Consider the following 13186-nt stretch of genomic DNA (forward strand, 5'->3'; position numbering starts at 1 on the left):
GGCGCCGGGCTTGCGCTGGATCACCGCCAGATAATGCCGCCAGTCATAGATTGTGCGTCCCGGCTTGTGATGGGAGCGCTCGATGAGCCGGGCATGTTCGCACAAGATCTGGCCTTCGGCCGCTATGACCAGACGATCAGGGTAGATCCGCAGGCTGACCGGCCGGTTCGCGAAGGAAGCGGGTACCGAATAGCGGTTGCGGTCGAAGGCGATGAGGCAGGTTGGCGACACGCGCTTGATCTGCTCGACAAAGCCATCGAAGGGCCGGCCCAGCGGCATCAGGCAGGACGCTTCCTCGGCATGCACATCGGCCACAGTGCCGGGCATGGCGCCATGCTGGATCTCGCTCCATTGGGCGATGCATTGAGCTTCCAGCCAAGCGTTCAGTTCAGCCAGACCAGGGAAGCTGGGCATCGGTTGCCACAACCGGCGCCGGGCATCCTGGACATTCTTCTCGACCTGACCCTTCTCCCAGCCAGAAGCCGGATTGCAGAAATCCGTCTCGAAAAGATAATGGCTGGCCATTGCAGCGAACCTGGCATTGACCTGCCGCGCCTTCCCCGTCCCGATCTTGTCGACAGCGGTCCTCATGTTGTCAAAGATGCCGCGCTGCGGCACACCACCCAGCACCCGGAATGCCTGCGTCAGCGCGTCGAACAGCATCTCATGGGTTTGAAGCAGATAGGCTCGCACGATGAAGGCGCGACTATGCGCGAGTTTGGTATGAGCAACCTGCAGTTTCGTCACTTTGCCGTCCAGCACGGCATAATCCTCGCTCCAGTCGAACTGGAAGGCCTCGCCAGGCTGGAAAGCCAAAGGAACGAACGTCCCGCGTCCGCTGGTCTGCTGTTCATACTGAAGCTCGGTCCGCCATCGGCGGGCAAAGGCGGCCACCCGGTTATAGGAGCCATCGTAACCCAGTTCCACCAGATCCACGTAGAGTTGCTTGGCGGTCCGCTTCTGCTTGCGGGATTTCTTGGATTCCACACGCAGCCAAGCCGACAGCTTGTCCGCGAAGGGATCGAGTTTGCTGGGGCGCACCGGAACCTTGAAACTGGGCTCCACCGCATCGGAACGCAGGTATTTGCGAATGGTATTGCGCGATAGGCCGGTCCGTCGCTTGATCTCCCGAATGGAAATCTCCTGCCGGAAATGCCATCGGCGGATCACACTGAGTAAGTCCATGTTGATCACTCCGAGACCCTCCGACTGACAGCCGGAGGGGAGGGAAACATGGGTCAATTCTCAGTGGAAACTTATAGCGCCCCCGGGTCACATCTCAGTGGCAATCAACAACCAGCTCGAGGAAGCAGATTTTCAGAAGATGACGGCAAATTGATTGCACGCGTTCTATGGGCCTTGGCGCGCGGCGTCGCGATATCATCTACCAGAATTGCTTCAACTTTTAACGAACCTGAAGTCACGAAGTTCGTCCTCGATGCGCTGTGAGTAAAGCCGCCAATGAATAGCAAATAGTCGTGCGGTGCCAGCATGATCGGCAACTCATTCTATGCCAGATATTGCCTGAACTGTACGCCTCATTTGCTCGCCGCCAAACTGTACCGAAGCTGCACGGTTCAGGCGATCAAATCGATCGTTCGCGATTACGTCTTCGATGCCAAGTCCTTATGGACCGTCGAAACCGCATCCATCGGTTCGCGACACGCCGGGCGATGAGCCCGCTGTCGGGCTGCGCGCTACCAATGCCGCGGTAAACAAGGGGATACCTCGCACTAGTCGCAACGATGACTCGGATTTCTTCGCCCGTTCCGAACAACTGCAGGCGGCGTATGTTGTCCATCACGCTCCGCGAAGAGAGCGCCGGGATCAGAAAATCAGGACACGTTTGCCCCGCGTGTGCCCTTGCAGAACAGCGCCAAAGCCCTCGGCTGCCCTAGTGAAGGGGTAAGTCTCGCTGACTTCCCACCTGATCCGGCCGTCGGCGACCCGATCCACGACATATTGGAGATTGGCGGGGCTGGGCTTGTTGCCTGTCGCGCGGACCCGCTCCGATGGGGCGGGAATACCCGTGATCGAAGCAACATCCCCCTCCGGTTTCACCGTGGCGAGCGAAGCCTGCGTCGCCTCCTCGGTGCCCGCCAGGATGACTGCCGCGTCGAACGCAGCGGGATGAATGTCCCTGATGCGTTCAACCAGGCCGGGGCCGTAGGCGACGGACTTGGCGTCAAGCGCGCGGAGATGATCCTCGTTGGCCTGCGAGGCGGTGGCGACCACCTGGATGCCCTTCTCGCGCGCGAGCTGGATCAGCACGGTGCCGACCCCGCCCGCGCCGCCATTGACCAGCAGCGATCCGATATCGCCAAGCTCGTGGAGGACCGCCATCGCGGTCTGGGCGGTTCCGGCGAGCGAGCCGGCCACGGCCCAATCGAGCGTGGACGGACGCCGGATGAGGTTGCCGATCGGCACGTCGATGATCGTGGCGTGCGTAAAGCCGCCGCCGGAGCCGAGAACCTCGTCGCCGACGGACCATGGTCCGGCCTTGGCGGGCAGTTCCGTGATGAGGCCCGCGAACTCGGTGCCGAACCGCAAGGGCAGGGGACCGAACCGGATTTCGCCCGTCATCCGGCGCGCATCGATCGGGTTGATGCCGGCCGCCCTGACCTCGATGCGGGCGTGACCCGGCGCCAGGGGAGGAAGCTCCTCCTCGACGAAATCGAGGACGTCGGATTGACCGTAACGGTCGGCGATCAGAATTCTGCTCTTCATATCGTCATGCTCCTGCCCCGGCACAAGGCGACATCGCCTTGCGTCCGGAGGCGTTGCCCTAAGGTCAGGACAGAACCGAGATGCCAGTCTTGGCCGTCGCCCCGCCGTCCACCGTGAGGTTCGCGCCGGTGATGTAGGCGGATTCGTCCGAGGCAAGGAAAAGGCCGGCATAGGCGACGTCGACGGGGCGCCCCGATCGCTTGAGCAGCGGCATGCCTTCGAACAATTTGCGAAAGTCGGGGCTGGCGGCGACGACCGCTTCGGACGCGGGCGTCACGATCGGCCCCGGCGAGATCGCGTTGACCCTGATGCCGTGGACCCCGCCCTCCGTCGCCAACTGGCGCGTGAAGCTGATGACGCCGCCCTTCCCGGTGGCGTGCGCGGCCGCGCCGGCGCTGCCGATGACTTCGCCGCCCATCATCCCCGCGATCGACGCGATGTTGACGATCGACCCGCCGCCTCTGGCGATCAGATACGGCCAGACCGCCTTCGACGGGATGAACACCGTGTCGAGTTCCAGCCGCAGCGTGTCATGCCATTGCGAAAGCGTCATATCGCCGAACGGCACGAAATGGGCGCCGGCGCCGTTGTTATAGAGGATGTCGACGCCGCCATGCCGCGCCGCGACATCATCCACCCAGGACGCGACCTTCGCTTCGTCGGAGGCATCGACCTGCGCCAGATCGAGCTTGACGTCGCGCGCGGCGGCGAGCGCCGCGGTGCCTTTGAGGCCTTCGGGATTGATGTCGCAGCCCGCGACGATGGCGCCGGCTTCCGCGAAAAGGAGCGCGACCTCGCGGCCTTGTCCACTGCCGACCCCGGTCACCAAAGCGACCTTCCCGGTCAGGCGCCCCTCCACCGGGCCACGGCTCAAAAGTTCAGTTGTCGACATAATAGTTCTCCAATCAAGCGGCGGCGTCAGCCAACCTTGTACAGTCCGCCATCCACCGGCAGCGCCTGCCCGGTGATGAAATGTGCGTCCTCGCTGGTCAGGAAAGCGATGGGCCCCACCAGATCGTTCGGCTCGCTGAACCGCTTGATGGCCTGCTGCCGCCATACCGATTCGGCGAATTCGGGCGGCGCATCCTTCGTTCCGGGAGTCTGGACGATCGTCGGCAGCACGGCATTCACGGTGATCCCGAACTCCGCGACGTCGTTTGCAAGCCCCCGGACGAAGCCGATGACGCCCATCTTGCTGGCCATGTAATGACTGTTTCCGGGAAGCGGCGTGCCGATGGAGCTGGACGAAATATTGACGAAGCGCCCCCAGCCATGCCGGCGCATCAGGGGGACGAGATGGCGCGCGCTGAAGAAATGGGCGTCCAGATTGACCGCGAGGGTCCGTCGCCAGGTCTCGACCGTGAGATCCTCGATTCTCGCCGTCGGATATATTCCGGCGTTGTTGACGACGATATCGCACCGACCGAAAGTCGCGTCCGCCAAGGCCGCGATCCTCGCCCACTCCTCATCCCGCGAGACGTCGGCCTGCACGGAAGTCGCGGCGGAGCCGATCAGCGCCGCCGTCTCGCCGGGATCCTCGCGGTCCACAAGAATGACCTTCGCGTCGAGTTCCGCGAGTTTTATCGCGATCGCCCGGCCGATCCCGCGACCTGCGCCGGTAACCAGGGCAATCCTTCCCGAGTGACTCTTGCTCATCTTGATTTTCTCCGGTTCGCGATGCTGGAAGCCTTCAGGCCGCCACCTTGTTGGCGAGGTTGATGATCTTGGCCTGCGTGAATTCCTTCATGCCCTCGAGCCCCGATTCACGGCCGATGCCTGACTGTTTCACACCGCCGAAAGGCAGGTCGGGGGGCAGCTCGACGAGCTTGTTCACCCAGATGGTGCCCGACTGGATGCGCAGCGCGACTTCGAGTCCGCGTTCGGCGTCGTTCGTCCAGATCGTGCCGCCAAGCCCATATTCGCTGTCGTTGACCCGTTCGATCATCTCTTCGATCGTGTCGTAGGCAAGGACCGGAATGGCGGGGCCGAACTGCTCCTCGCGCACGAGGCGGGCGCTATCGGGAAGGTCGCGCACGATCGTCGGCGCGATGAAATAGCCTTCGCGATTGAGCGCGTTGCCGCCGGCAATCACGTTGCCCAGGCTTCTGGCCTCCTCGATGATCTCCAGCACCTTCTCATATTGCTGCCGGTTCTGGAGCGGCCCGATCTGGGTTTCCGGTTCCAGGCCATCGCCGACGACCGCTTCGCGGGCGAGCCTCGCCAGCTCGTCGCACAGGGCATCGTACAAGGGGCGCGGCGCGTAGATGCGTTTCGCCGCCAGGCACACCTGGCCGGAATTGATCATTGCGGCCTGGAACACCTTCGGCGCGATCTCCCTGGCGTCGACATCGTCGAGCACGATGGCGGCATCGTTGCCGCCCAGTTCCAGCGTCAGCCGCTTGAGCGTGCCGGCCCCACTTCCCATCACGCGCCTGCCGGTGGGGGTGGAGCCGGTGAAGGCGACCATGGCGATGTCGGGGTGGCTGGTGATCCTGTCGCCGAGGTGGTGCGCGTCGATGATCACGTTGAACACGCCCGGCGGCAGGATGCCGGCCGCCAGTTCGCCGAACAAGGCGGCCGTCAGTGGCGTCGTCGAAGCAGGCTTGGCCACCATCGTGTTGCCGACGCTCAGGCAGGGCGCGACCTTCAGCGTCAGCTGCTGGAGAGGGAAGTTCCACGGCGTGATCGTCGCCACGACGCCCAGCGGCGTCCGCTGTTCGAGCACCCGGCCCTCATCGGCCTGGCGGATCGTCTCGAGCGGCAGATCCTGCTCGGCGAACCAGCGCAACAGCCCGACCGACATGTCGAATTCGATCCGGGACACGGCCAGCGGCTTGCCCTGCTCGCGGGTGATCAGCGTGCAGAATTCGTCGGAGCGCGCCTGCACCGCATCCGCGAGGTGGTTGAGATAGTCGCGGCGCGCGCCGTGGGTCAGGGATGCCCAGGCCGGGAAGGCGCGCTTGGCGGCAGCAATCGCCTGTTCGAGTTGCGCCTCGTCGGCGCATGCACAGGTCTCGAAGACAGCCCCGGTGGCGGAATTGATCACGTCAAGGGTCGAAGCGCCGTCCACGAGTTCTCCATCGATCAAAAGACGGTAGGCCATGGTCCGGTTTCTCCTGCGGATGCGGTGCTGCCAGAAGGACGTGATGGCGCTGGGCGCGAGGCCTTCACCGCGACAAGCGCTTCCGCCCCTCGGGCTGGTCGATTGTGGTGCAGCTTCACTGGTTCCTCCGAAAGTTGGGCTGGATTCAGGTGATCGGCGACAGGCGCCCCATCTCGCCCCTGCGGTAGCGTTCGAACGCGGCCGTCAACTGCGCCTGGTCGTTCATGATGAAAGGGCCGTAGACCGCCACCGGCTCGCGCGGATCGGTGCCGGAAAGCAGCAGGAACTGCGCCGGCTCCCGCGCCTTCACATGGAGATCGTCCTCCTCGTCCGCTTGCCCCGCGACCGCCTGGAAGGCCTCCACCTGCCGGACCTGATCGCCGGCGCCGACCTCGACGGCGCCGCTCAGGACATAGACGAGCACATTGCGCCGCGCGGGCACGCGGAAACGCCACGCGCCGCGGGCCGTGACGTCGAACAGGTCGAACGGCTCGGCCGGCTCCACGGGACTGGCCGCGTCGGTGAAACGGCCGGTCAGCACCCTCGTGCGATTGCCGGCCGCGTCCACGACCTCGGGCACGTCCGCCGGGGCGATGGCGAGCATCCGGGGCGGCAGGTCCTTCTTCCGGCGCGGCAGGTTGATGAAAATCTGGACGCCGTGGACCTCCTCGCCGGTTCGCGCGGGAAATTCGTCATGGACCACGCCCGACCCTGCCTGCGTCCACACCATCGCGCCCGGCTCGATTACCAGATCATGTTGCAGGGAGTCGCGATTGCGCAGTCCGCCCGGGGAGTCTTCAAACACATAGGAAACCGCCGAGAATCCGGCATGCGGATGCGGCGCGAAGGTGGGGCCGCTCATCCGGTATTGATCGAAGCCCATCACCGGCGAAGCGAAATCGCCAAGCCCGGCCAGGTCGAGGCGATGCCCCGAGAAATGGCCGCCGAGCGTGGCCGCCTCGGCATTCACGACAGGAGAAAGAATCAGGCTCATCCAGGCATCCACCGCTTTCCGGCGCTTCGGGTCTTGTCCGTGGATAGGATATAAGGAAGCACCACCGGCTTGATAATTCGGCAAAATCGGTAAAGACTGGTGCATATGCGCACCAATGGGCTTGCTTCATGGAAGATCTGAACGACCTCGCCTATTTCGCGGCCGTGGTGGAGCATGGCGGTTTCTCGGCGGCGGCACGCGCCACCGGCATCGAAAAGACCAGGCTCAGCCGCCGCGTCGCCGCGCTGGAGGATCGGCTGGGCGTGCGCTTGCTCCAGCGCAACACGCGGCATGTCGCGGCGACCGAAGCCGGCGAGCGTTTCTTCGTCCAGGCGCAGGCTCTGGTCGAAGGCGCCCGGAGCGCCCTCGACAGCCTGGCGGACCTGCGCCGCGAGCCGGCGGGCACCGTGCGGCTCAGTTGCCCGCAGGTGATGGCCCAGAGCTATCTCGCGCCGATCCTGCCGGGCTATCTGGCGACTTATCCCAAAGTCAATCTGGAGCTGGAGGCCAGCGACCGCCCCGTCGACCTGCTGCGGGAGCGCATCGACCTGGCCTTGCGCGCGGGCGCCCGGATCGAGGGCACGGCCGGACTGGTGACCAGGAAACTCGGGCAAGCGCGCCGCGTGCTGGTGGCCAGCCCCGGCTATCTGGATGCCGCGGGGCGGCCCCGGGCGCCGCAGGATCTTGCGCGGATGGATACGTTCAGCAGGCCCGGCGACGTGCATGACGGCCAGGCGCGGTGGGCGCTCGCCGGCCCGTCGGGCCAGGCCGCCGTGATAACGCACACGCCCAGGCTGTCGACCGACGATCTGCGCATGCAGCTCCAGGCGGCCGTCAACGGCATCGGCGTCGCATTGCTGCCAGAACCAATCGTGTCCGCATCCGTTCGCGGCGGCGTTCTCGAAACGGTGCTGCCGCACTGGTCCGCCGAGACCCACATGATCCATTTGCTCTATCCGACCCCGCGCGGGATGCTGCCGTCGGTCCGCAGCCTGATCGACTATCTGGCGGTGCATTTGCCTGCCTGTATCCAGGAGCGAAGCGTCGAGCTGGAGGATGACCACGAAACGGCGCCATAGAGTGATTTCGAGGCAGGTGGAATCACCTGCCGGCTCGGAAATCACGGCAAACAAAGGAGAGCTGGACTCGATCCGGTTCAACCTGAACCGGATCGAGTCTAGCGCGTCGACTGCGGGCGCCGGTTCGCACGCTTCCCCTGAATCCCGGCGCTTGGGCGAGCAGCGCGCCGACCTCTCCCCCTTGCTCGCTTCTACAGGTTCGAGGCAGGAAACGGTCGTCGGTTACTGGTTGTTTCGACCTTCGCGAAGGGTCCTGACCCACCAGGCGAGTTCATCAAGCATCGTTTCGGCGCTGCGGGAGAGATATTCATAATCCGAGAAGGTCTTGCCTTCCCTGATGCCGAGCAATTCGGCCAGGCCGATATGCACGGCGTCACGAAGCGGGGCGACCCGAAGCTCCACCAGGATCAGCCGCAATTGCTCGACGGCGCGTGCGCCGCCGACACCGCCATATCCCACGAAGGCCGCGGGCTTGCGACCCAGCTCCGGAAAAAGATAGTCGATGGCGTTCTTGATCGCGCCCGTCGGTGCGTGATTATACTCGGCGGTGATGAAGATGTACCCGTCCAGCCCCGCCATCCTGGCGCTGAGCCGCTGCGCCACCTCGTGGGTAGCCGGCTGATAGATCGGCGGGACGGGCTCGTCGTACAGCGGGAGGGGGTAATCACGCAGGTCGACAATCTCGAACTCGAGATCGCTGCGTTGCGACGCCAAGCCATGGATCCAGTCCGCGACCTTGTCGCCGAAGCGTCCTTCACGTGTAGATCCGATCACAATCCCTATCTTCGGCAGGCTCAATTCAGTTCTCCGGCTTCAAATGTCATCGCGCATGTACATGCGCGACAGGTAGTGATTTGCCAGGACAAGTAACCGATGGCGCCCGCGCAGGGAAGGGTGAGGGAGCGCGTTGACTTGGGGCCTGTTGCAGGATGTGCGCGAGCGGCCTCATATGAGTGGACAGTGATTTTGAGAGAATCCCGCAATGTCTGAACAGGATGTCCGGGAAATTGTGGCCCGGCTTGAAACGGTGCGCATGGACGCCCTCCTCCGCGGCGATGTCGCCACGTTGGACGATATCACGAGCGACCGCTACATCCACATCGAGAGCACTGGCCGGCGGCGAAACAAGGCCGAGTTCCTGGACGGTCTCGCCCGCGCCGAGTTCCGCTTCGAAAGCTTCGATATCGAAGAGAACAGGATAATCGCCCGGCCCGAATTTGGCTATGCAGTGGGCAGTTACAGAAACAGGATCCGGACGCGGGAAGGCCTCAATCCGGTGAAGCACGCACGTCATGTGCGGATCTACGAGAAGGAGAACGGCGTCTGGCGAAATGTCTTCCATCAGGCCACGGAGTTCATGACATAGCTACGACGGCAAGGACTGGTCTCTTGCCGCGGCCGGCGCGGGGTCCACCTCCGCGCTCGAAGCAGCCAGGCCGCCCGCGCGACCACCGTGACGATGACGATCGGAGACCTATTGACAAGCGGGCCGCACAGAAGCCCGAGGCGTCCCTCACAGAGCCCGATGGGGCGCGAACCAGGGCGGGTACATCGCCTCGATGGCAGCCAGCAGCATCCGTTCGTCGCGAGGCCCGGGAAGATGCAGCCAGGCCTCGACGGCGCCGGCGGCGCCATGGGCGAGCTGGGCCGCATAGAGCGCGGCGGCTTCCGGTCCCGGCAGCGGCGGGCTTACGAAGCCATCGCGAAATATGGTCAGCATGGATTGCTCGATATGCTCGGCGAGCACCACGCGCAGGGCAAACCTGGCTGAGGCGCGGCCGACACCGCCGTAGACATCCTCATGCCTGAGGACATGCGCCAGAATTGCGTGCAGCGTGCTGCGGGTCAGGTCGCGCAGCAGGAGGCCGTCGCGTTCGAGCTGGTCCATTCCGCGCCGCCGTACCATATCCAGCTCGCAGGAGAGGACGCGGGTCAGCAGTTCCACGGGCGTCCGGGCATGTTCGTAAAAGGTGCTGCGATTTATGCCCGCGCGGCGCGTGAGCTCCGAAACCGACACACTCGTGATGTCCCGCTCGGCCGCCAGCGAAAGCACCGCGGCGGCGAGCCGGGCACGGGTGCGCTCTATCCGCGCATCCTCGGCCTCAGCGCCGTCGCCGAAGCCCTTGTCCGCCGCTCGTGAACGCACCGTCATCCGCCGCCCCTATCAAGGCTGGTTAATCCAACACCTGTCGGTTATCATGCTAGGAGAGCGGCGCTTCGATCGTCAAGCCGGACCGGCGGCGGCATTGGATGGAGGACGGAAAACAGATGGAAGACCTCACGGCATTGGTGCTGGGCGGCACCGGCGACGTTGGCGAAGGCATTGTCCGCAGCTTTCTGAAGCACGGCGCGACCGTTATCGTGCCTTCGCGCAGCCAGGTGAAAGGCGATGCCCTGCGCGACTATGTGGCCGACATCGAGACGGGCACGCTGAAAACCGTCGATGGCCTTTTCGACACGCCGGCCGAGGCGGAGGCGCTGCGCGACAGGATCGCCGCACTGTCCAGCCGCATCGACCTGATCGTCGCGGCGCTGGGCGGCTGGTCGCAGGGCTTTGCCCTTACCGATCTCGGCTTCGACCAGTGGGAACGGATCGTCCGAAACAACCTGACGACTCACTTCCTTGCGATCAAGACGTTCGTGCCCCTGCTGACCCCCGGGAGCGGCGTCTATGTCCACATCAACGGGCAGAGCGCCGAAGGCCCGCATCCGGGCGCCGGGCCGGTGGCCGCCATGTCGGCCGCGCAGAGATCGCTGGCACTGACGCTCGCCGAGGAACTTCGTCCGTCCGGGCTGAAGGTGCACGAGCTGCTGATGCCGCCCATCAACACCCGAAGGCGCATAAGCCATCACCACGACCGCCCCGAATGGCCGACCCCGGAGAAGATCGGCGACTATATCGCCACGCTGATCGACACGAACGACCCCGAGGTCTCCCACTGGATCGAACCGAAGAAGATCTAGTGATCTGTGGCTCTGACAGGCAGCAGCGACTTCAGCGGTGCAGTTGCATCCGCCAGCTGCTCTGCTGCCATCTGCAGGCGGCCGGCCACCAGCGCCTTGCCCTGGACGTAATCCTTGGTGGCGTTAACGCAGTCGAGCGCGATCACCCTGCCCTGCCTCAGGTACACTACGGAAAAGCTGCGCGCGCGGGGATCGCCTCGCAGAACCTCCTCGTCATGCCCGATGGACAACCCGATCGTCTGCAGGCGAAGATCGTACTGGTTGGACCAGAACCACGGCACCGAGTGATAGGCCTCAGGGTCCCCAGTGATCGCCTTGGCGACAATCGTCGCCATGTCGTTTGCATTCTGAACCGACTCGAGCCGGATTTGCAGGCCTTCCGCGAAGGCGTTCGCATGGAGGGCGCAATCCCCTATGGCGAAGACGTGCGGCAGCGATGTCCGGCAATGCTCGTCCACGGCAACGCCGTTGCCTCCTTCGGCGCCGGCAGCAAGCAACGGCTCGACCGCAGGCACGATCCCGATGCCAACAATGACCATCTCTGCGGGAAGCACGGTTCCATCGCCCAGGCGCACGCCGGTAACACGGCTATCCCCCTCGATGCATTCGACCGCAACCCCGAGCCTGAGATCGACGCTATGCGCGCGATGTTCGGCCTCGTAGAAGCGGGAGAGGGCGACACCTGCGACACGGGCAAGAACACGCTCCTGCGCCTCTAACACTGTGACCGACTTACCAAGCTTGCTGAGCACCGCAGCTGCTTCCAGACCGATGTAGCCGCCCCCGATGACGACCACGCGAGTCGTGTCGTCCAGCTCACCCATCATCCTGTCAACGTCGGCGCGGGTGCGCACAGAATGGACTCCCGTCAGTGAATGGCCGGTGCATGACAGCTTCCGCGGATGGCCACCCGCCGCCCAGACGAGCTCCCTATAACCGATGGTTCCGCCATCCTCCAGCTCAACAGTCCTCGCCTCCGGATCGACCGCGACGACCTTCCCGCCCATTGCCATCTCGACGCGGTGGTCGACCCAGAAGCCTGCGGGCCGGATGAGAATGCGCTCGAAAGCCTTCTCGCCTGACAGATAATCCTTCGACAGGGGAGGCCGTTCATACGGCATCTCGGGCTCTTCGCCGATCATCAGGATCGAACCTTCGAACTTGCGTTGACGCAGTGCGGCAGCCGCCTGTGCACCGCCATGCCCTGCCCCTACGATCACAATGTCCGCTCGCTTCATCCCGCCCTACTCCCGTACTGACAACGTATTGGCTTTAATCTTCCGGCGCGATCGTGACCCGCAACCCGTCCAGTGCCTTACTCAACACGATCTGGCATGACAGGCGCGAATTGGGCCTGCGATGCTCCGACGAGCCCAGCATGTCGGCCTCATCCTCGCCAATCGGCGGCACCTTGTCCGCAAAAGCGTCATCCGAATATACGTGGCAGGTCGCGCAGGAGCAGCAACCACCGCACAGCGCCATCAATTCATCGAAGCCGAAATCCCGGATCGCTTCCATTAGCGTGCCTTGGGCTGCCAGCGCGGCAGTCTGGGTGTCGCCTTCTCTCGTCGTGATGAAGATATTCAAGTTACGCCTGCCTGTGGGATCAAACTGTCCGGAGGCCCCGGCATCACGTGATCGATTGAAACATTGAACGGGACCCACGGGAGCCGCTCAGAACCTTCCCATGAGGAAGCGCCTATCTGTTTCATATACTTCTATATGGAAGTACATAATTGTCAATGCCCGTATGCCGACGACATTTCGCCCAGCGGACCGTGGATCTCATGCACATGACCTGCGGGGGCAGGCCAGATACCCGCCGCAAAGCTGCTCGGACTGCTCGGTATCAGCCGGCGAGCGATCTCGAGCCTCAGTCGGATCCGCCACACACGTCCTGTGAAGCCAGAAAACGCTGGCATTAGCGATCGCAATGGCTCTCTCGTCGGTGCCGTTCATCGCATCACCGGGACAGAAAGATTCCCTTCGGCGCCCGTGCACTCACCAGATCGACGCCGGTCGCAATGGGTTCAATGCGCACTAGGGCGCGAACTCATAAATCGGTTTGAGTTGTCGCCCTTGACGTGATTCAGGCAGCCTTCGGAAACGGAGGGTGTATGACGCGGCGGCGGTATGAACTGACGGACAAGGAATGGCTCATCATCGAGCCGCTGCTTCCCAACAAGCCGCGTGGAGTGCCCCGCGTCGATGACCGTCGGGTGCTGAATGGGATACTCTGGCGTTTTCGTTCTGGTGCGCCGTGGGCTGAGGTCCCGGAACGCTATGGTCCGTCGACGACCTGCTACAACCGGTTCATCC

Annotated in this window: 15 protein-coding genes; 4 read left to right on the top strand and 11 right to left on the bottom strand. The window is 63.8% G+C overall.

Going from position 1 to position 13186, the window contains the following annotated elements; translation table 11 throughout:
- The 7 genes from istA to L284_RS44490 all read right to left on the bottom strand — a co-directional run.
- A partial coding sequence (gene istA / locus L284_RS44470) for an IS21 family transposase (protein WP_031343108.1) occupies positions 1-1185 on the bottom strand: 1185 nt, incomplete at its 3' end.
- Between the two features lie 104 nt (positions 1186-1289).
- Entirely contained in the window at positions 1290-1493 is a 204-nt protein-coding gene (locus tag L284_RS48115; protein WP_152524771.1) for a hypothetical protein, read from the bottom strand.
- A 334-nt stretch (positions 1494-1827) separates the two neighbouring features.
- On the bottom strand, positions 1828-2727 hold the full coding sequence (locus tag L284_RS0124965) for an NADP-dependent oxidoreductase (protein WP_021235884.1): 900 nt from the start codon (positions 2725-2727) through the stop codon (positions 1828-1830).
- Between the two features lie 64 nt (positions 2728-2791).
- Complete coding sequence (locus L284_RS44475) at positions 2792-3553, bottom strand: SDR family NAD(P)-dependent oxidoreductase (RefSeq protein ID WP_235054588.1); 762 nt, start codon at positions 3551-3553, stop codon at positions 2792-2794.
- A gap of 92 nt (positions 3554-3645) precedes the next feature.
- Positions 3646-4383: an SDR family NAD(P)-dependent oxidoreductase gene (locus L284_RS44480; RefSeq protein WP_021235886.1), complete on the bottom strand. Its 738-nt coding sequence runs from the start codon at positions 4381-4383 to the stop codon at positions 3646-3648.
- Positions 4384-4417: 34 nt separating this feature from the next.
- Positions 4418-5830: an aldehyde dehydrogenase family protein gene (locus L284_RS44485; RefSeq protein ID WP_021235887.1), complete on the bottom strand. Its 1413-nt coding sequence runs from the start codon at positions 5828-5830 to the stop codon at positions 4418-4420.
- Between the two features lie 145 nt (positions 5831-5975).
- Entirely contained in the window at positions 5976-6824 is an 849-nt protein-coding gene (locus L284_RS44490) for a pirin family protein (RefSeq protein ID WP_021235888.1), read from the bottom strand.
- 128 nt (positions 6825-6952) lie between these two features.
- Between L284_RS44490 and L284_RS44495 the strand changes: the two genes are divergently transcribed.
- A complete protein-coding gene (locus L284_RS44495) occupies positions 6953-7903 on the top strand; it encodes a LysR substrate-binding domain-containing protein (protein ID WP_021235889.1) in 951 nt (316 codons plus the stop codon).
- A 222-nt stretch (positions 7904-8125) separates the two neighbouring features.
- Here the strand turns inward: L284_RS44495 and L284_RS44500 are convergent, their stop codons facing one another.
- A complete protein-coding gene (locus tag L284_RS44500; RefSeq protein WP_021235890.1) occupies positions 8126-8701 on the bottom strand; it encodes an NADPH-dependent FMN reductase in 576 nt (191 codons plus the stop codon).
- A 184-nt stretch (positions 8702-8885) separates the two neighbouring features.
- Here L284_RS44500 and L284_RS44505 point away from each other — a divergent pair, with 184 nt between their 5' ends.
- Positions 8886-9269 carry a nuclear transport factor 2 family protein gene (locus tag L284_RS44505; RefSeq protein ID WP_021235891.1) on the top strand — a complete coding sequence of 128 codons (384 nt, stop codon included), beginning with the start codon at positions 8886-8888 and terminating at the stop codon, positions 9267-9269.
- 147 nt (positions 9270-9416) lie between these two features.
- Here L284_RS44505 and L284_RS44510 read toward each other — a convergent pair whose 3' ends face one another.
- A complete protein-coding gene (locus L284_RS44510; protein ID WP_021235892.1) occupies positions 9417-10055 on the bottom strand; it encodes a TetR/AcrR family transcriptional regulator in 639 nt (212 codons plus the stop codon).
- A 116-nt stretch (positions 10056-10171) separates the two neighbouring features.
- Here L284_RS44510 and L284_RS44515 point away from each other — a divergent pair, with 116 nt between their 5' ends.
- The gene (locus L284_RS44515; RefSeq protein ID WP_031343115.1) at positions 10172-10867 is read left to right on the top strand and encodes an SDR family NAD(P)-dependent oxidoreductase; all 696 of its coding nucleotides are present in this window, start codon (positions 10172-10174) and stop codon (positions 10865-10867) included.
- On the opposite strand, the gene L284_RS44520 is transcribed toward L284_RS44515, so the two are convergent.
- Together L284_RS44520 and L284_RS44525 are read right to left on the bottom strand one after the other, a co-directional pair.
- Complete coding sequence (locus L284_RS44520; protein WP_021235894.1) at positions 10864-12105, bottom strand: NAD(P)/FAD-dependent oxidoreductase; 1242 nt, start codon at positions 12103-12105, stop codon at positions 10864-10866. The two genes, L284_RS44515 and L284_RS44520, sit on opposite strands and share 4 nt — an antisense overlap.
- Positions 12106-12139: 34 nt before the next feature.
- On the bottom strand, positions 12140-12442 hold the full coding sequence (locus L284_RS44525; RefSeq protein WP_407635858.1) for a 2Fe-2S iron-sulfur cluster-binding family protein: 303 nt from the start codon (positions 12440-12442) through the stop codon (positions 12140-12142).
- Positions 12443-12984: 542 nt separating this feature from the next.
- Here L284_RS44525 and L284_RS44530 point away from each other — a divergent pair.
- On the top strand, positions 12985-13186 hold a 202-nt coding region (locus L284_RS44530; RefSeq protein WP_021235896.1), incomplete at its 3' end, for an IS5 family transposase.

It is taken from the genome of Novosphingobium lindaniclasticum LE124 (assembly GCF_000445125.1).
GTDB lineage: Bacteria > Pseudomonadota > Alphaproteobacteria > Sphingomonadales > Sphingomonadaceae > Novosphingobium > Novosphingobium lindaniclasticum.